We start from the raw sequence: 16963 nt of genomic DNA on the forward strand, positions 1-16963 counted from the left end.
CCCCGGGCCAGCTCCACGCTCCGGGCGAGCAGGGCCTCGGTCCCGGCCTGGTCGAGCCCGTACCGCCCGAACCCTTCGAACGTGGCCTGATAGCTGGCCGTGATAAGCACCCGAGCCCCGGCCCGGAGGTAGGCGAGGTGGGCTGCCTCGATTTGTTCCGGCGCGTCGGCCAGCAGCCGGGCCGACCACAACGCGTCGGACAGGTCGCAGCCCTGCGCCTCCAGTTGGTTGGAGAGCCCGCCGTCCAGCAGGATGGGCCCGGCGTCCAGCGCGTCGGCGAGCGTGCCGCCGGTGCTCACGGCCACCTCCGCCTCCACCTCCTCAGGTCAGGTCAGGTCAGGTCAGGTCAGGTCAGGTCAGGTCAGGTCAGGTCAGGTCAGGTCAGGTCAGGTCAGGTCAGTTGGGACTGGATCTGCGAGGAGATCAGTTCCAGATGGTCCAGGTCGTCCAGGTCGAGAATCTGGAGGTAGACCCTCGACGAGCCGATCGCCCCGTAGCGGCCGATCTTGTCGACCACCTCGGCGGGCGAACCCGCAAGCCCGTTCGCCTTGAGCTCCTCCACATCCCGGCCGATGGCCGCCGCGCGCCGGGCGACCTCGGCGTCGTCCCTGCCCGTGCAGACGATCAGCGCGTTGGAGTACACGAGGTCGTCGGGCGAGCGCCCGTGCGCCTGCGCGGCGGCGCGGACCCGGCCGAACTGCTTCTCGCTGTCCTCCAGCGAGGCGAACGGGATGTTGAACTCGTCCGCGTACTGCGCGGCGAGCCTCGGGGTGCGCGTCGCCCCGTGGCCGCCGATCAGGACGGGCACCTTGGCCTGGGCGGGCTTGGGCAGCGCGGGCGAGTCGGTGAGCTGGTAGTAGGTGCCGTCATAGCTGAAGGTCTTGCCGACCTCCGTCGCCCACAGGCCGGTGACGATCGCGAGCTGCTCCTCCAGGCGGCCGAACTTCTCCTTCGGGAACGGGATGCCGTAGGCCTTGTGCTCCTCCTCGAACCAGCCTGCCCCCAGGCCCAGTTCGATCCGGCCGCCGGACATCTGGTCGACCTGGGCCACCTGGATGGCCAGCACGCCCGGAAGCCGGAACGTGCCCGCGGTCATCAGCGTGCCGAGCCGGATCCGCCGGGTCTCGCGGGCCAGCCCGGCCAGGGTGATCCAGGCGTCCGTCGGTCCGGGCAGACCATCACCGGAGCCCATGCGGAGATAGTGGTCGGAGCGGTAGAAGGCGTCGAAGCCCAGGTCCTCGGTGGCCTTGGCGACGGTGAGCAAGGTGTCGTAGTCGGCCCCCTGCTGGGGCTCGGTGAAAATGCGAAGATCCATGCCTCCATCCTGCCCCTCCGGCCCCTGGGGTCGTCGCCTCCCTCCCCCCTCGGACCTGTCGTCTCCGCTCAAGGCCCCGCCGCCGAGGGTGCGGGGCCGCGTATGCCTCCGTACGGGCCGTCGCGCTCCCTCTCCCGCTCCGCCAGCCGTCTCAGCATCCCGTGCACGCGGTCCAGCGACTCGTCCGCCGCGTCCATGGCCTCGATGCACTGCCAGTACATCCCGTCCTCCCCCGTGTCGCAGGCCACCCCGACCAGCGCGATCCCGGCCTCGCCCAGCAGCAGCGCGAGCCCGGCCAGGGTCGGGCGCACATCGGCGATCCCGGACAACTGGGCCGCCCTGGCCCCGCCGGAGAGCACCGTCGGGTGGTCCAGCGCCGCGCATCCGGCGCCGATCTCCCCCAGCGCCCGCGCCTCGCTCCGTAATTCCACCGGCCCGCACAGCGCCAGCCGGCTGCCGACCGCCCGGGCGAGCGCCTGGGCCTGCCAGGCCTCCGCCATGACATCCGGCGCGCCCCGGCTGCCCGCCAGAGCCCGCCGCCCCGCCTCGATGAGTCGCTCCGCTTCCATCTGTCTCCCCCGTCCGTACGAAAACCCGCTCACCTCATTCATTACCCACAGTGAGGTAGACAGCACCGTAAGGCCAGAGGAAATCGGAAATCTGTGGACACGAAGTCGAATGTAGATATCTCGATCACTCCGAAGAGTGACGATCGCGGGGTTCGGGAGTGCTCGGCAGGGGGAAGCGCTTCTCGTTCCGCTCCAACTTGGCCGCCAGTGCCGCCGTCGGGTCGATGCCCAACACCTCGCAGAACTGCAGGAGATAGGCGAGCACGTCCGCCACCTCGTCGGCGACCCGGTGGGCGGATTCGGCGTTTTCCATGATCTCGGCCGACTGTTCGGGCGTCAGCCACTGGAAGATCTCCAGGAGTTCGGAGGCCTCGACGCTGAGCGCGGCCGCCAGGTTCTTCGGGGTGTGGTACTGCCCCCAGTCCCGTGCCGCCGCGAACGCGGCCAGCCGACGCTGGAGTTCTGCCACATCGATGTCTGTCACGGCCCCAGGTCTATCACCGGCCACCGACAGCGGAAGGCCCGCAGAACGGGGCCCGGGAAGACGGCGCCCGCAGGAGGCAGCCCGGGACGGAGGCGGCCGGGGGCGGCGGTCCGATACGGCTGCCGCCCCGGCTGCCGCTTCCTACGACTGGGCGAGGCCGGCGGGCGTGACTCCCTCGACCTCCATGCCGACCGGCGCGAGCAGGAAGACATTGCGGTCGACGCGGTGCATGCCGCTGCCGAGGCCGAAGACGACACCGCTGCTGAAGTCGAGGATCCGCTTCGCCACGTCCGTTTCCGCCGCCGTCAGGTCGAGCAGCACCGGAACCTGGGCGACGAGATACTCGGCGACCTCGCGGGCGTCCGCGAAGACCTGCACCCGCAGCACGACGAGGCGGCGCTGTTCGGCGGCGCGCTCGTCCGGGACGGTGCGGTGGTCGATCCGGGACGGCCACTCGTCGCGGCCGCGCAGCGGTACGACCTGCGCGAGCCCCTCCCACTGTTCGTCGGTGGCGTCGTATCTGTCATACCGGTCGTACCTGCTCACAGGGCCACCCCGTCGTCGAGCCGGTCGGATGGGCACCGGCTGCACTCACTGTTCATCGGGCAATCCTCCACTCCCTCACCCGTTCGGCGTACCAGCGACACGGTGAAGTCCGCCTCCGTGTCGCATCCGATACCCGGCAGGCGTTGGTTCATGACGGCCGGACCCGTCAGACCGTGATGACCTGGACCCCCGCCTCGCCGAACCGGTCCCTGGCCTCCGCCCCGATGTGGGAGTCGGTGACCAGGACGTCGACGAGGCCCAGGTCGCAGACCCGCGCGAAGGCCCGCTTGCCGATCTTCGAGGAGTCGGCCGCCACCACCACCCGCTGGGCCCGTTCCGCGAGCAGCCGGTTGACGCTGGCCTCGCCCTCGTGGTGGACGTACGCGCCGCGTTCGATGTCGATGGCGTTCACCCCGAGGACGGCGACGTCCAGCGTGATCTCGTTCATCACGCCCACGGCGAGCGGGCCCGTCAGTTCGTACGACTGGGGCCGCGCGACACCACCCGTCACGACCATCTTGATCTGCGGGCGGATCGCCAGCTCGCTCGCAATGTTGAGGGCGTTGGTCACCACGGTCAGCGTCGGCTGGCCGCCCGCCACCGTCGTCTCGCCGACGATGTCCGGGCGTACCGCGAGCGCCCTGGCCACTTCGGTCACGGTCGTCCCGCCGGTCAGGCCGACCACCTCGCCGACGGCGACGAGGCCGGACACCGCGCGGCCGATGGCCTGCTTCTCCGGCGCGTGCCGGCCTGTCTTGTAGCGGAGCGCCAGTTCGTAGGAGACGCCGTGCGCGACCGCGCCGCCCCTGGTGCGGGTGAGCAGGTGCTGTTCGGCCAGTTGGTCCAGGTCGCGGCGGATCGTGGCGGCCGAGACGTCGAGCGTCGTCGCCGCCTCCTCGACGTCCACCCTGCCGTGCTTGCCGACCAGTTCCAGCAGCGCGTCCCACCGGGCGTCCCTGGACAAGAGCGTCTCCTCACCGTCCGGCGCGGGCACCGCGTTTCGCGGGAACGCGGTCGCCGGGGGCCGGACCGCCGCAAGCGTCGCACAGGGGCCGCCGGGAGCCCCCCACCCACCTGCACCTTGCTTGTTTTTGCTCGATAACTGCATGTAACGTGCAGAATTCTACATGCGGGCGGAGCGACCCCGATCACCCGGCTCAGCCCCGTTCCCGTGGTCCACCTCGTTCCCGTGGAGTGCAGACGTGTCGTATGCCGAGACCGAGACAGCCAGTCAGCCCGCATGCTGGCGGCGCGCCGCCGCCCTGGCCGGTGGCCCCGAGGCCGCCGTCCTGCCCGTCGCGGGCGAGCGGATCGCGGTCGTCGGCTGCGGCACCTCCTTCTACATGGCGCAGGCCTACGCCGGGCTCCGCGAGGGTTCCGGCCAGGGCGAGTCGGACGCCTTCGCCGCCTCGGAGTTCCCCTCCGGGCGCGGCTACGACCGGGTCGTCGCGCTGACCCGCTCGGGCACCACGACCGAAGTGCTGGAGCTGCTGACCCGGCTGCGCGGCACCACGCGCACGGTGGCCGTGACGGCGGATCCGGAGACCCCGGTCAGGGCGGCGGCCGACGATCTCGTCGTCCTGGACTTCGCCGACGAACGGTCCGTCGTCCAGACGCGCTTCGCCACGACCGCCCTCACCCTCCTGCGGGCCCACCTCGGCCTGCACACGGACCAGGTGGTCGCGGACGCGGAGACCGCGCTCGCCGAGCCGCCGGCCGACGAACTGCTGCGGAGCACCCAGTTCTCGTTCCTCGGTCGGGGGTGGACGGTCGGTCTGGCCCACGAGGCGGCGCTGAAGATGAAGGAGGCGTCGCTGTCCTGGACGGAGTCGTATCCGGCGATGGAGTACCGCCACGGGCCCATCAGCATCTCCACCACGGGCACCACGACCTGGATGTTCGGCGAGGCCCCCGAGGGTCTGCCGGAGCAGGTGCGCGCGACGGGCGCCCACTGGGTGAACGGCTCCCTCGACCCGCTGGCCGATCTCGTACGCGTACAGCGCCTCGCACTCGCCCGTGCGGCCGCGCGGGGGCTCGACCCGGATCTGCCGCGACACCTGAGCCGCTCCGTGGTTCTCGACGGAGCCCCGGACAAGGCCTGAGACCATGGAGGCATGCACCTGACCCTGTCGGCAGCCCAGACGACCCTGCAGCAGTCGGCCGCCTCCGAGCCGCAGGGGGGCATCGCCGGCTGGGCCGCCGGGCTGGTCGAGACGTTCGGCGGGCCGGGCGCGGGTGCGGCCATCGCCCTGGAGAACGTGTTCCCGCCGCTGCCGAGCGAGGTCATCCTGCCGCTGACCGGGTTCGCCGCCTCACAGGGCGTCCTCAGCATCGCCTCGGCGCTGTTCTGGACGACGCTCGGCTCGGTCGTGGGGGCGGTGGTCCTGTACGGGATCGGGGCCGTGTTCGGCCGGGAGCGGATGCACGCGTGGTGGGCGAAGCTGCCGCTGGTCAAGGCCTCCGACCTGGTACGGACGGAGGCATGGTTCGCCCGGCACGGCACCAAGGCGGTCCTGCTGGGCCGGATGGTGCCGGTGTTCCGGAGCCTGATCTCGGTGCCCGCGGGTGTGGAGCGCATGCCGCTGCCGGTGTTCGTCGCGCTGACGGCGGCGGGCAGCCTGATGTGGAACACCGTGCTGGTGATGGCCGGATACTGGCTCGGCGATCAGTGGGACGTCGTCGGGGCGTACGTCGGTGTCGTCTCCAAGGTCGTGGCCGCGCTGGCCGTCGTCGCCCTGGCCGTCTACGTCACGATGCGAATCCGGGGCCGCAGGCGCGAGGAGTCCTGACAGCGCTGGGAGACCTGACGGCGGAGAACCCTGACGGGCGCGGAGCAGCGCGGCACGGCCGGACGCGCCGCCCGAACCGCCCGGTCGGACGAGACACCCCTCCCGGGGTGTCTCGCGCACGACCGCTCAGGACTCTTCGAAGTAGGCGTCCAGGACCTTGTCCAGCTCGGCCGGCCAGCCCTTGAGCTCGCTGCGGCTCTCCGCCTCGACCTCGGCGTTGAACCAGCGGCGGGTCGACAGGTGGACCGTCACCGTGAACCTGCGGCCGAAGCGGGCCGGGGTGGTCTCCACCGCACCGATCTCGTCCCAGCCGAACTCGGCCTCCTGGTCGTCCAGCCGGAACCGGACGCCTTCCCGGGCCACCCGGATCGAACCTCGCCGGTCGCTGACCTCGAAGACGGGGCCTTCCTCGGCATCGGGCTCGGCATCGGCATCGGCATCGGAACCTGACTCGGCGCTGCCCTCGGCCGCCGCGGCTCCCTCCGCCGCTTCCGGTTCCAGGTCGGCGTCGCCCTCCTCAGCCCCCGGTTCGAGCACGTCGTCGCGGATCTCCTCCGCCTCCGGACCGGCCTGCGACCCCGGGCCGGCCTCCGACTCCGCTTCCGATTCGGGCTTCCGGGTACCGACGGGCGCCGCCAGTCCGGGCAGGGGGATGAACGCCGGGTCGGTGCCTGCGGCGAACTCGGGCTTCTTGTTCGAATCTATGCTCTGCTCCACGGCGGGCAGTATGGTCGACGAACCTGTACGTGACCAGTCGCCACCGCTCCGGCGCGGCCCCCGGCGTCGAGCCGGCCGTGGAGCGCACCGCCTGACCGCCCCTCAGAGCACGCCCTTGCGCCACTCCCGTACCAGCAGGTAGCCGAGGTACGCGCCGCCGATCGCCATGGTGTAGATCCCGACCGGCAGGTCGTCGAAGAGCGCCAGCTGCTGCGAGCAGAGGTCCGCGAGCACCAGCAGCAGGCCGCCGGTCAGGCCGGAGAGCAGCAGGTGCGGACCGGAGCCGCGGGTGAGGCGCTTGGCGATCTGGGGCGCGGTCAGGGCGATGAAGGCGATCGGCCCGGAGACGCTGACGGCGGCGGCGGACAGGGCGATGGCCAGGACCACGGCCAGCGTCTTGGCCTTCTTCGGCTCGGATCCGAGCCCCTCGGCGATGTCGTCGCCCATCTCGCCGATGTCGAGCCGCCGGGAGATCAGCGCGGTCAGCGGGGCGGCGGCGAGCAGGACCAGCCACACGGTGGTGGCGTCGGTCCAGGAGCGGGCCGTCAGGCTGCCGTTGACGTAAGCGGTGAGAACGGAGGCCTTGTCGCGTTCCAGGGCGTAGACGACGTACTGGGTGACGGCCGCGCCCATCGCGGCGACCCCGATGCCGGCGATGACGAGCCGGGCGGGGTTGCGGAAGCCGGTGCCGGTGGAGACGTACACGAGGGCCATCGCGAGGATCGCGCCGATGAGCGCGCCGACGGGTACGGGGACCGTGTCGGGAAACATCAGCGCACAGAACGCGGCGCCCGCGCCCGCTCCGGCGGAGAGCCCGATGACGTCCGGGCTGCCCAGCGGGTTGCGGGTGACGGACTGGAACAGCGCGCCGGACAGGCCGAGCGCCGCGCCGACGCCGATGGCAACGGTGAGGCGGGGGCCACGCAGCCGGTTGAAGACGAACCGGTCCTTGCCCTCGGCGTCCCCGACGAGCGCGGCGGGCAGGTCGGCGAGGTCGATGCCGAGACGCCCCCAGGCCAGCGTCGCTACGGCGGCCGCGAGGAGCAGGACGAAGAGCCCGACGCCCGCGAAGACGGAGGCCCGGCGCATGGGTATCGCCACGGTGCGGCCGACGACCAGGTAACCGCGGGGGGCCCGGGGGGCCTTGCGGGCGGAGGCGGTTCGCTCCGTGACGGATCGGTCGGTGACGGTCATGAGGTGCCCCTCATCCTGCGAACGGCGATGAGCAGCGCGGGTGCGCCGATGAAGGCGGTGACGACGCCGACCATGAGTTCGGTGGGCCGCATGACGACCCGGCCCACCACGTCCGCGAGGAGCAGCAGGGTGGGGCCCAGCAGGGCGGAGAAGAGGATCTGGACGCGGAAGTCGACGCCGACCAGGGCCCGTACGACGTGCGGGACGGCGAGGCCGACGAAGGCGATCGGGCCGACGGCCGTCGTCGCGGCGGCGCTGAGCAGGGTGGCGGCGAGCAGTCCGCCGCCCCTCGTGCGCCCGGGGTGCGAGCCGAGGGCGACGGCGGTCGCGTCGCCGAGGGCCAGGGCGTTGAGGCCGGGGCCGAGGGCCAGGGCCAGCAGGAAGCCGACGGCGGCGAACGGCAGGACGGACCAGAAGACCTCGAAGTCCCGGCCGCCGAGCGCTCCGACGACCCAGTAGCGGTAGCTGTCGAAGACCTGCGGCTTGCTGAGGGTCACCGCCTGGATGAACGCCATGAGGACGGCGGTGAGCACCGCTCCGGCGAGCACCAGGCGCACCACGCTCGTCCCCGTACCGGCGGAGCCGATGACATGGACGAGCACGCCCGCGATCAGCGCTCCGGGCAGCGCCCACCACATGGTGTCGGTGGCGCCGGAGGCCCCGAGCCAGGCGGTCGCGGCGACGATGCTCGCGGAGGCCCCGGCGTTGATGCCGAGGAGGCCCGGTTCGGCCAGCGGGTTGCGGGAGACGCCCTGCATGAGGGTGCCCGCGACCGCGAGGCAGAGCCCGGCGAGGACGCCGAGGACGGTGCGGGGGTAGCGGCTCTCGATGATGACGGTGATGTTGGGGTCGGCGCTGCCTCGCAGGACGTCGACGACATCGCCGAACGAGGTGGAGCGGCTGCCGAACATGACGCTGGCGCAGAGCGCGAGTGCCAGCGCGGCCAGGCCGAGGAGCAGGAGGAAAGCCGTCCGAGCGGCGCCGGTACGGGAGGTACCTGCGCCGCTCGGCGGTGCGACCGTGGTGGTTGCCATGGGAGTGGAGTGTGCCTGGTGTCCCTGGTCCTTCGGATACCCGGCCGGGGTTACTTGCCGGCGGTCTTGACGGCCTTGTCGATGAGCGGCAGGTAGCGCTCGATCGTCCAGGGCACGGTCAGCGGGTTGATGATCGAGGAGGCGGTGACGAAGGAGTTGTCGTCACTCGCGACGACGGCGCCCTTCTTGATCGCGGGGATCGCGCCGTACAGCTTCTGGCCCTCGATCTCCTTGCGGTTCTTCTCGTCCGTGTAGAACGTGAAGACGACGTCGCTGTCCTTGAGCTTCTCGGCGTTCTCCAGGCCGATGAGGGCCGAGTCGGTGCCGGGGGTCTCCTTGAAGCCGTTGACGACCGGGTCGACCTTCAGACCGAGCGAGGAGACCATCTTGACGCGCTGCTCCTCGGGCTTGAAGACGCCGAGGGTGCCGGGGCCGGAGTTGTAGATGTAGGAGAAGGTGACGTCCTTGTAGTTCGGCCGGGTGGCCGCGGCGTCGGCGAGCTGCTTCTCGATCTTCGTCTTGAGACCGTTCGTGTCCTCGGTCCGGCCCAGCGCCTTGCCGATGATGTCGATCTGCTGGTCCCAGTCGGTGCTCCACGCCTGGTCCGGGTAGGCGACCGTGGGCGCGATGTCCTTGAGCACGTCGTACTGCTTCTGCGTGATGCCCGACCAGGGGGCCAGGATGACGTCCGGCTCCAGCTCGGTGATCGCCTCGAAGTCGATCTCCTCGCCGCCCGTGAACTGCTTGGGCAGCTCGTCGCCGGACTTCTTGACGGCCTCGTTGATCCACGGGAGGTAACCGGACTTGTCGCTGCCCCACGGGTAGCTCTCGATGCCGACCGGTGTCTCGCCGAGGGCTATCGCGGTCTCGGCGGAGCCCTGGCCGAGGGTGACGATGCGTTCGGGCTTCTCCTCGATCTTCGCGGTGCCGAGCGAGCTCTTGATCGAGACGGGGAAGGCGCCACCGCTCTTCGCCGAGTCCTTCGCCCCGTCCTTCTTGTCACCGTCACTGTCCGAGGAGCAGCCGACCAGGGCGACGGCGAGGACGACGGTGGTGGCCGTGGCGGCGAGAGTGTGGCGGCGCACGCGGGTGATGCCGAGCATGGAGGGTCCTCAGGTTTGGCCGAGCAACGAAGGTTAGGCAAGCCTAAGCCAGAGGTGTCGGCGGCTCAAACAGGCCCCCTCCCGCATCACCGGTCACAGGCGCGGCATTCGGGAGTCGCCGCTGCGGCGGTAGTGCCCCGGCCGGGAACGGCAGAAGCAGAGGCGCAACATGATCTCGAAATATTCAAGCTTGCTTAAGATGATTGACCGGATGACGAAAAGTTCATGGCGTCGAACCTCGTACGGTGCTTCGGCGCATGCACGAAGGAGCGAGGCTCGATACGCGTACTGCCCTACGGGGCAACGTCGTTGCTCACCGATGACGTGGCGTAACCGTCCCAGGAGGAGCCCGGTTCCGGGACGTTCACGGCTCGTCGGCCGGTGGTCGGCCGGGCCCCGTGTCCGGCCGACCACCGACGTGGTTCCGGCTGCGGACGTCCGTGATATTTCGACTGCCGCAGGGGGCTGACGTGGCGGCGGAGGAGCACGGCGGAACGCACGACACCCGTGCGCCGATCGTTATGGTCGACGCCCTGATGGGGCGGAGTTTCCATGCCCGCGCTCGGCCTCACCGCCGATGAAGTGCTCACCACGCCCCGGGCGGTGCGCAAACGCCTCGATCTGAACCGGCCGGTGGAACGCGAGCTGATCGAGGGGTGCCTCCGGCTCGCCACCCGGGCCCCCACCGGCCGCAACCGGCAGCGCTGGGACGTCGTCCTGGTCACCGACCCCGGCAAGCGGGCCGCGCCGGCGGATTTGTACCGGCTGGGGCTCGCCCGGCCTCGCCAGCAGGTCGTCCGGGACGGTGTGAACCGGGGCGACGCGGAGCGTGGGCGGCGGATCGCGGACAGCGCGCAGTATCTGTACGACCATCTGCACGGGATCTGCACGACCCTCTGCATGAGGTGCCGGTGCTGGTCGTCCCGTGCATCCGGGTCGAGGGCCGGCGCGAGAACGGCTCGCACGTCGGGCAGGTACAGGTCGCGGTCGCCCAGGCGTTGCAGGACCCGCACCGCGCCGGCGGTCAGAGTCCGGGCGCCTTCCAGCGACAACCCGGCTGCGTTGACGGCCTGTTCGCGTTCGGGCGCGGCAAGTGGGGTGCACACCACGACGGGTGTGCCCGGGTGGCCGTCACGGACGGTTTCCAGGAACCCGCAGACGGCCGGGCCCCAAGTGCGGGCGGTGAACGCGCCCCGGAGGTAGGCGTTGATGCCGAGCTCCAGAACGATCAGGCCCACCGGGGCGTCCCGGATCGTGCGGGCCACCAGCGGGTCGAGAGGTACGCCTCCCCCCGCGAACCCCAGGTTGCGCAGCCGCCAGCCGTGCTCCGCCGCGACCAGGGCGGACCAGGTTTCGGACGGGCCGGCGGCATACACGCAGTGGGTCAGCGAGCTTCCGTGGACCAGCAGGCGACGGCCCGTTACGTTCCGCCGCGAACAGGTGCCGGTGGCCGCGCAGGGTCACGGCCACGATCCGGGTGACGCCCAGACGCGGGAGCCCGACCTCCACCTCGGCGGGCCGCCGGCCGTGCCGGGCAGCGGGAAGGCGATCCGATGACGGCCGGGACCGCCGGTCAAGCGGTGGGCCAAGGCGCGCCGTCGACCCGGACGTCCAGCGGCGAGCCGCCGGGGTCCGCCCCCACCTCCACTTCCAGCTCCAGGAAGCGGGCGTCCGTGCGGGCCGCGAAGCGAACCTCGGCGGTGGTGCGGGCCAGCCAGAAGAAGTTGGCCGGCATCGCGGTGGCGAGCCGGTCCACCGGCATCCGCAGTGGGAGCCACGCGCCGTCACCCCGGTCCCAGTCTGCGTTCCCGTCGAAGGACAGCCGTGGGTCGCCGGCGACGAGCCGCTCCTCCGCCGCACCCGGGGCGCAGTGGGCGCCGAAATCGGGGCCTGTGCCGGTGCCGGCGGTCATGCGTCTCACGCTCCAGGGCAGCAGACCCTAGGCTGGGGGCGGGAACCCCAGGCTGGGGGGCGCGGGAAAATGTTCTGGGGACGGATGATCTCGACCGACCGGATGGCTCGCCGTTCCGGACCGCGGGAGGAGCAGCCTTGACCGCCACACCGCCTTCCCGCCCCACCTCTCCCGGCAGGCAGCCGAGCCGTTGACCGCGACCGGCACTTCTCCCGACTGGTGCAGGAGCGCCCCGACATCGCGATGTGCCGGGCGACAACGCTGGTGGCCCGCTCGATCGACGAGGAGCTGGCCGGGCGCCGCCTGACCGTGGCCCAGCACCTCGTGCTGAAGATGCCGAACGACGTGGGCCCCTGTTCCCAGCAGGAGTTGAGCGCGCAGCTGCGCATCGACCGGAGCGTGATGGTCGGCTGTATCGACGGACTGGAGGACTCCGGTCTCGTACGGCGTGAGCGCCACCCCCGGGACCGCCGGGCCTATGCGGTGACGCTGACCCCGGAGGCGGGGCCTGCGCTGGCGGAGGCGGAGGGCGGGGTGCCGCGACTGCTGGACCGGATCTTCGGTGCGCTGACGGCGGCCGAGCGACGGACCCTGACCCGGCTGGTGGGCAAGATCCTCGACGTGAGCTGAGGCCCGATCGGGCTCGGCGGAGCGCGTCGAGGACTCCCGCCCGGCAGAGAGGGGCGGGCGGTGGTCAGTGTCCGTGGTCGGCGGATTCGCCGTCCTGGGGCGCGGGCTTCTCGGGAGCCGCGCCCCCGGCGTGCACGGTGAAGGCGGCCGTACGGACCTTCCCCTCGTGCCGGAAGTCGAGGAAGAGGCGGTAGGCCCCCTTGCTCGGAGCCGACGCGGTGAAGGAGACCTCCGGCCCGGACTCCGTAGGCCCGTCGCCCGGTTCGCCGTTCGGGTGGACGTGGAGGTACGCCAGGTCGCCGGCGCGCAGCGCGACGAGGTGGCCGTACGCGCCGAGGTAGGGCTGCAGGTCGGTGACGGGCCTCCCGTCCTTCTCGACCTCCAGCTTCAGTTCGCTGCCCGCTCCGGGGCGCAGCGCCCCGTCGAGCGTGACCTCGTACCCGTCGACGGTCACCGTACGCTCGGCGTCCGGCAGCGGTTCGGGGCGTGCGTCGCCGGAAGCGGCGAGGTCCGCGCCCAGGGTGACGCCCTCGGCGTTCTTCTCGTCCGGGGTGAAGTCGGCGAAGACGCGGTAGCCGCCTGCCTTCGGAAGCTCGACAGGGACGGACCAGGTGCCGTCGGCGGCCCGCTCGGGGTGCAGGTGCCGGTAGGCGGTGAGATCGCTGGACGCCACGATCAGGTGCAGTTCCTTGCCGTGCTCGCGGCGGAACGCGGTCACCTTGCGGGAGGTGTCCTCGTCCACGACGGAGAAGCGCAGCTCGGCGGGCTCCCCCGCCTCGATGCGCGGGGTGTCGAGGTCGAGGGTGAAGCCTCCCTGGGAGACCTGGAGGCCGCCGGGAAGCTCCGAGGCTTCCCCCGCGCTCTCCTCCTTCGCGCTCTCCTCCTTCGCCGGGCGCTCCTTCGCGCCGTGGCCCTCCTGACTCTCCTGGTGGGACGGCTCCTTCGGCGCGGCGGCGGGATCCAGCGCGCCACCGACCGCGTACGCCGATCCGAAGGTCGCCGCGAGTCCCGCGGCGAAAGCCGTGATCTTGAGACCGGTCTGCATGACCCACTCCCTCGTCGAGGCCGCCGGATCGCGACCACTCACCGCCCACGATACCCCCCAGGGGTATGAAGTCAACCGGAGGAGATCTTGCGGAGGGCGATCAGGGACGGGGAGAATGGCGCTCACCGGTCGGACCGGAGCGGTGGGCTCATCGGGTTCGACCGAAGCGCAGGGAAGCGAGGGCTTCCCGAAGGAGCGGGGGGCTTCATGGGGACGTTCGTCGCATTACTGACAGGGATCGGCGGGTTGTCCGCGTGGTGTGTGGTGGTGCTGATCCGGCGCGGACGGCGCGGGTCCACCGAGAACGCGGACGGGTTGCTGATCGAGCAGGCGGCTCGGGTGCGGGCACAGCAACTGCGGAGCGAGGGGCGGGACTTCCGGGCCCACCCCCACGGCAGGCGGAACCCCGGACCGGGGCCGCGCCGTTACTGACCCCCGGTCGCCCGGCTACTGACCCTCGCCGCCCAGCGCCGCCAGGGTGCGCAGCAACACGTCCGTCTGCTCGTCCATCGGGAAGAACGACTCCACCGCGAGTTCCGAGAGGGTCACGTCGGCGGGGGCCCCGAAGGTGGCGATCGTGCTGAAGAACGCCATGTCGCCGAGGGGCGTACGGATGCGCAGCGGGACGACGATGCCGGTCGGGTCCACCGGGCCGGGGTCGGTGTCGAGGTCCGGCGGGGCCGGGTAGGCGGAGACCTCCTCGTACAGCTCCCGCAGGTCGTCGTGACCGGTCGTGTCGACCTGGTGCCGCAGCCGGCCGAGGGCGTGCGCGCGGACCTGGGCGAAGTTCAGGCACTGCGAGGCGAGCCCCTCCGGGTGGAGAATCAGCCGCATCACGTTGCCGCCCGACGCCGTCAGGTGCGGCGGCACGGTACCGAGCAGGAGGGACATCGCGTCGTTGCGGTCGACGATGTTCCAGGTCCGGTCGATCGCTGCGGCCGGGTAGGGCTCGTGGCCGGCCAGCATCGCCCTGATCGCCGAGCGGACCATGGCCATCCGGTCGCTGTCGAGCGGCGACTCCCGGTAGGCGGGGGCGTATCCGGCCGCCAGCAGCAGGCCGTTGCGGTCGCGCAGCGGTACGTCGAGGTGCTCGGCGAGCCGGAGGATCAGCTCGCGGCTCGGCCGGGCGCGGCCCGTCTCCACGCAGGAGAGGTGCCGAGTCGAGGAGTCCGCCCGCAGGGCCAGGTCGAGCTGGCTGAGCTTGCGGCGGCGGCGCCACGCGCGGAGCAACGGGCCTATCCGGGACGGCTCTTGGGTCTCCATGATCTCACCGTATCCGTGTGGATCACCCGCCGAGGCGTACTTGACCTGGGAGGTCATGGAGTCCCCGCCCCCGCGCGTGGGACGGTGTCGTCGACCCGCCGCACGAAGGAGATCCGAGATGACGTACACCCTCGCCCCGTCCGCAGCGCAAGCCCCCGCGCAGGACCCCGCTCGTTTCCTCCGGCTGGTGCTGCGCGTCGACAGCGTGAGTACCGCCGTGATGGGCGTGGTGCTGGTCGCGGCCGCCGTGCCGCTCGGCTCCGCGACCGGGATGCCGGTGGCCTTCGCCGTGGCGTTCGGGATCTTCCAGATCGGCGGGGCGGCCTCCCTCGCGCTGATCGCGGGCTATCCGGTGATTCCGCCCGCCCTGGCCAGGACCGTCGTCGCGGTGAACGCCGTGTGTGCGGTCGGGTGCGTGGTGATCGCCTTCGCCGACTTCGTACCGCTCAACGGGTTCGGTGTGGTGTTCCTGCTGATCGGCGCGCTGATCGTGACGGTCTACACCGCGCTCCAGTACACGGGGCTGCGGCGGATGACCGCGGCCGCGGCCTGACCGGCCGCCGCCGGGTCCTCCGCCCCCGGGTGCCGCCGCCGGGTCCGGCCCAGCTGCGCCCATCCGCTCCGGGTCCGACCTGCCCGGGACCGGCCGTCGCCGGGTCGTCCGCCCCGGGCCCGTCCGCCGTCAGGACGTGACGTGCGCGGCGTGGCGTCACGGGAGCCGCCTTCGCCCTCCCTAGCGTGACCGGAGGCGGGACCTACGACGGCGGGACAGACGCACCTCATGGCACCACGCACCCACTGGCTCTTCGGGGACCAGCTCGGCCCCCACTTCCTGGAACCGCGCCACGGCGGCCCGGACGCCCGGGCCTCCCTCCTGATGATCGAGGCCCGCTCCGTACTGCGCCGGCGTCGCTTCCACCGGGCCAAGGCCCACCTCGTCCTCTCCGCGATGCGGCACCGGGCGGCCGAACTGGGCGACCGGGTCCGCTACGTACGTGCCGGGACCTACGCGGAGGGGCTGGCGGAGGCGGGATTCGGCGGCGGGGGCGACCGGCTGACGGTCTGCCACCCGACCTCCCGTGCCGCGCTGGACTTCGTGACCGCGCGGGACGGGATCGACGTCCTGCCGGCCCGGGGCTTCCTGGTGCCGCGGGAGGAGTTCGGCGCGTGGGCGCAGGAGCACGCGGGCGACCGCCTGCGGATGGAGGGGTTCTACCGGTGGATCCGCCGCCGGCACGAGTTGCTCATGGACGGCGACGAGCCGGCCGGCGGTACGTGGAACCTCGACCACGACAACCGCGAGCCGCCGCCCCGGGGGTGCCCGACCCTGGACGCCCCCGCGCCCTACCGCCCGCGCGAGGACGAGATCGACGACGAGGTACGCCACGACCTCGACCGCTGGGAGCGCGACGGCGAGGTCGCGTTCGTCGGCCGCGACGGCCCCCGCAGCTTCCCCGTCACCCGGCGGGAGGCGCTGGCCGCACTCCGGCGCTTCGTCTCCCACCGCCTCGGCGACTTCGGCCGGTACGAGGACGCGATGCTCGCGGCCGACCCCGTGATGAGCCACAGCCTGCTGTCCGTCCCCCTCAACCTGGGGCTCCTGGATCCCGCCGAGTGCGTCGACCGGGCCGAGAAGGCGTGGCGCGCGGGCGAGGCGCCGCTCAACAGCGTCGAGGGCTTCGTCCGGCAGATCGCCGGCTGGCGGGAGTACGTGTGGCAGCTGTACTGGCACTTCGGCGAGGAGTACCGGGACCGCAACGCGCTGCGCCACCGGGCTCCGCTGCCCGACTGGTTCCTCGATCTGGACGCCGACGCGGTCACCGCGAACTGTCTGTCCACCGTGCTGGCCCAGGTCCGGGACACCGGCTGGACCCACCACATCCCGCGGCTGATGGTGCTGGGCAGCCGGGCCCTCCAGGACAGGTGGGATCCGGCGGCCGTGACCGACTGGTTCCACCGGTGCTTCGTGGACGGCTACGACTGGGTGATGCTGCCCAATGTCGTCGGCATGTCGCAGTACGCGGACGGCGGCCGGATGACGACCAAGCCGTACACCTCCGGCGGGGCCTACATCAACAGGATGAGCGACCTGTGCGGCCCCTGCGCCTACCGCCCCACCGACCGCACCGACCGCACCGACGAGCACGCCTGCCCGTACACGGCGGGCTACTGGGCCTTCCTGCACCACCACCGGGACACCCTGAGCGCCAACCACCGGATGGCCAGGGCGGTCAAGGGCCTGGACCGGCTGAAGGACCTCGACGGGATCCTGGAGGAGATCGCGGCGCGCGGCGACCGGGCACCCTGACGTCAGGGGCCGGACGCCCCCGGCCGGTACGCCCGAGGTCCGGGGGCCCGACGC

At 71.8% G+C, this 16963-nt stretch carries 19 protein-coding genes; 6 read left to right on the forward strand and 13 right to left on the reverse strand.

What is annotated here, in order from left to right:
* The 6 genes from ACFWM7_RS02320 to ACFWM7_RS02345 all read right to left on the reverse strand — a co-directional run.
* Positions 1-299: homocysteine S-methyltransferase family protein (locus tag ACFWM7_RS02320; RefSeq protein ID WP_383254173.1), on the reverse strand; the 299-nt coding region annotated here is incomplete at its 3' end.
* 92 nt (positions 300-391) lie between these two features.
* Positions 392-1315, reverse strand: coding sequence for an LLM class F420-dependent oxidoreductase (locus ACFWM7_RS02325; RefSeq protein ID WP_383254070.1), 924 nt, complete (start codon positions 1313-1315; stop codon positions 392-394).
* A 68-nt stretch (positions 1316-1383) separates the two neighbouring features.
* Entirely contained in the window at positions 1384-1884 is a 501-nt protein-coding gene (locus ACFWM7_RS02330) for a DUF6099 family protein (protein ID WP_383254073.1), read from the reverse strand.
* 124 nt (positions 1885-2008) lie between these two features.
* Positions 2009-2368 carry a nucleotide pyrophosphohydrolase gene (locus ACFWM7_RS02335; RefSeq protein WP_383254075.1) on the reverse strand — a complete coding sequence of 120 codons (360 nt, stop codon included), beginning with the start codon at positions 2366-2368 and terminating at the stop codon, positions 2009-2011.
* 141 nt (positions 2369-2509) lie between these two features.
* Positions 2510-2914, reverse strand: a complete 405-nt coding sequence (locus tag ACFWM7_RS02340; RefSeq protein WP_006128240.1) for a cell division protein SepF — start codon at positions 2912-2914, stop codon at positions 2510-2512.
* Between the two features lie 166 nt (positions 2915-3080).
* Positions 3081-3878 (reverse strand): DeoR/GlpR family DNA-binding transcription regulator, encoded by a 798-nt coding sequence (locus ACFWM7_RS02345; protein WP_383254078.1) that lies wholly within the window; start codon positions 3876-3878, stop codon positions 3081-3083.
* Positions 3879-4116: 238 nt separating this feature from the next.
* Here ACFWM7_RS02345 and ACFWM7_RS02350 point away from each other — a divergent pair, with 238 nt between their 5' ends.
* Together ACFWM7_RS02350 and ACFWM7_RS02355 are read left to right on the forward strand one after the other, a co-directional pair.
* Positions 4117-5016: an SIS domain-containing protein gene (locus ACFWM7_RS02350; RefSeq protein WP_383254080.1), complete on the forward strand. Its 900-nt coding sequence runs from the start codon at positions 4117-4119 to the stop codon at positions 5014-5016.
* A gap of 12 nt (positions 5017-5028) precedes the next feature.
* Positions 5029-5703, forward strand: a complete 675-nt coding sequence (locus ACFWM7_RS02355; protein ID WP_383254082.1) for a DedA family protein — start codon at positions 5029-5031, stop codon at positions 5701-5703.
* Positions 5704-5829: 126 nt separating this feature from the next.
* Here the strand turns inward: ACFWM7_RS02355 and ACFWM7_RS02360 are convergent, their stop codons facing one another.
* The 4 genes from ACFWM7_RS02360 to ACFWM7_RS02375 form a co-directional block, all read right to left on the reverse strand.
* Complete coding sequence (locus ACFWM7_RS02360; protein WP_383254083.1) at positions 5830-6420, reverse strand: hypothetical protein; 591 nt, start codon at positions 6418-6420, stop codon at positions 5830-5832.
* Positions 6421-6522: 102 nt separating this feature from the next.
* Positions 6523-7614, reverse strand: coding sequence for a FecCD family ABC transporter permease (locus ACFWM7_RS02365; protein WP_383254085.1), 1092 nt, complete (start codon positions 7612-7614; stop codon positions 6523-6525).
* On the reverse strand, positions 7611-8648 hold the full coding sequence (locus ACFWM7_RS02370; protein WP_383254087.1) for a FecCD family ABC transporter permease: 1038 nt from the start codon (positions 8646-8648) through the stop codon (positions 7611-7613). Before ACFWM7_RS02370 ends, ACFWM7_RS02365 begins: the two co-directional genes overlap by 4 nt.
* A 50-nt stretch (positions 8649-8698) precedes the next feature.
* Positions 8699-9751, reverse strand: a complete 1053-nt coding sequence (locus tag ACFWM7_RS02375; protein ID WP_383254091.1) for an iron-siderophore ABC transporter substrate-binding protein — start codon at positions 9749-9751, stop codon at positions 8699-8701.
* Between the two features lie 552 nt (positions 9752-10303).
* Between ACFWM7_RS02375 and ACFWM7_RS02380 the strand changes: the two genes are divergently transcribed.
* Positions 10304-10954 (forward strand): nitroreductase family protein, encoded by a 651-nt coding sequence (locus ACFWM7_RS02380; RefSeq protein WP_383254093.1) that lies wholly within the window; start codon positions 10304-10306, stop codon positions 10952-10954.
* A gap of 370 nt (positions 10955-11324) precedes the next feature.
* Here ACFWM7_RS02380 and ACFWM7_RS02385 read toward each other — a convergent pair whose 3' ends face one another.
* The gene (locus ACFWM7_RS02385; RefSeq protein ID WP_383254095.1) at positions 11325-11663 is read right to left on the reverse strand and encodes a hypothetical protein; all 339 of its coding nucleotides are present in this window, start codon (positions 11661-11663) and stop codon (positions 11325-11327) included.
* Positions 11664-11882: 219 nt separating this feature from the next.
* On the opposite strand from ACFWM7_RS02385, the gene ACFWM7_RS02390 reads away from it, so the two are divergent.
* Complete coding sequence (locus tag ACFWM7_RS02390; protein WP_383254099.1) at positions 11883-12293, forward strand: MarR family winged helix-turn-helix transcriptional regulator; 411 nt, start codon at positions 11883-11885, stop codon at positions 12291-12293.
* Between the two features lie 64 nt (positions 12294-12357).
* Here the strand turns inward: ACFWM7_RS02390 and ACFWM7_RS02395 are convergent, their stop codons facing one another.
* Both ACFWM7_RS02395 and ACFWM7_RS02400 read right to left on the reverse strand, forming a co-directional pair.
* Positions 12358-13338, reverse strand: coding sequence for a hypothetical protein (locus tag ACFWM7_RS02395; protein WP_383254103.1), 981 nt, complete (start codon positions 13336-13338; stop codon positions 12358-12360).
* 447 nt (positions 13339-13785) lie between these two features.
* Positions 13786-14601 carry a helix-turn-helix domain-containing protein gene (locus tag ACFWM7_RS02400; protein ID WP_383254105.1) on the reverse strand — a complete coding sequence of 272 codons (816 nt, stop codon included), beginning with the start codon at positions 14599-14601 and terminating at the stop codon, positions 13786-13788.
* Between the two features lie 118 nt (positions 14602-14719).
* Between ACFWM7_RS02400 and ACFWM7_RS02405 the strand changes: the two genes are divergently transcribed.
* Positions 14720-15154, forward strand: a complete 435-nt coding sequence (locus ACFWM7_RS02405) for a hypothetical protein (protein WP_383254106.1) — start codon at positions 14720-14722, stop codon at positions 15152-15154.
* Between the two features lie 228 nt (positions 15155-15382).
* Positions 15383-16909 carry a cryptochrome/photolyase family protein gene (locus ACFWM7_RS02410; RefSeq protein WP_383254108.1) on the forward strand — a complete coding sequence of 509 codons (1527 nt, stop codon included), beginning with the start codon at positions 15383-15385 and terminating at the stop codon, positions 16907-16909.
* Positions 16910-16963 lie beyond the last annotated feature (54 nt).

Origin of the sequence: Streptomyces sp. NPDC058375, assembly GCF_042723425.1 — a bacterium.
Lineage (GTDB): Bacteria > Actinomycetota > Actinomycetes > Streptomycetales > Streptomycetaceae > Streptomyces > Streptomyces durocortorensis.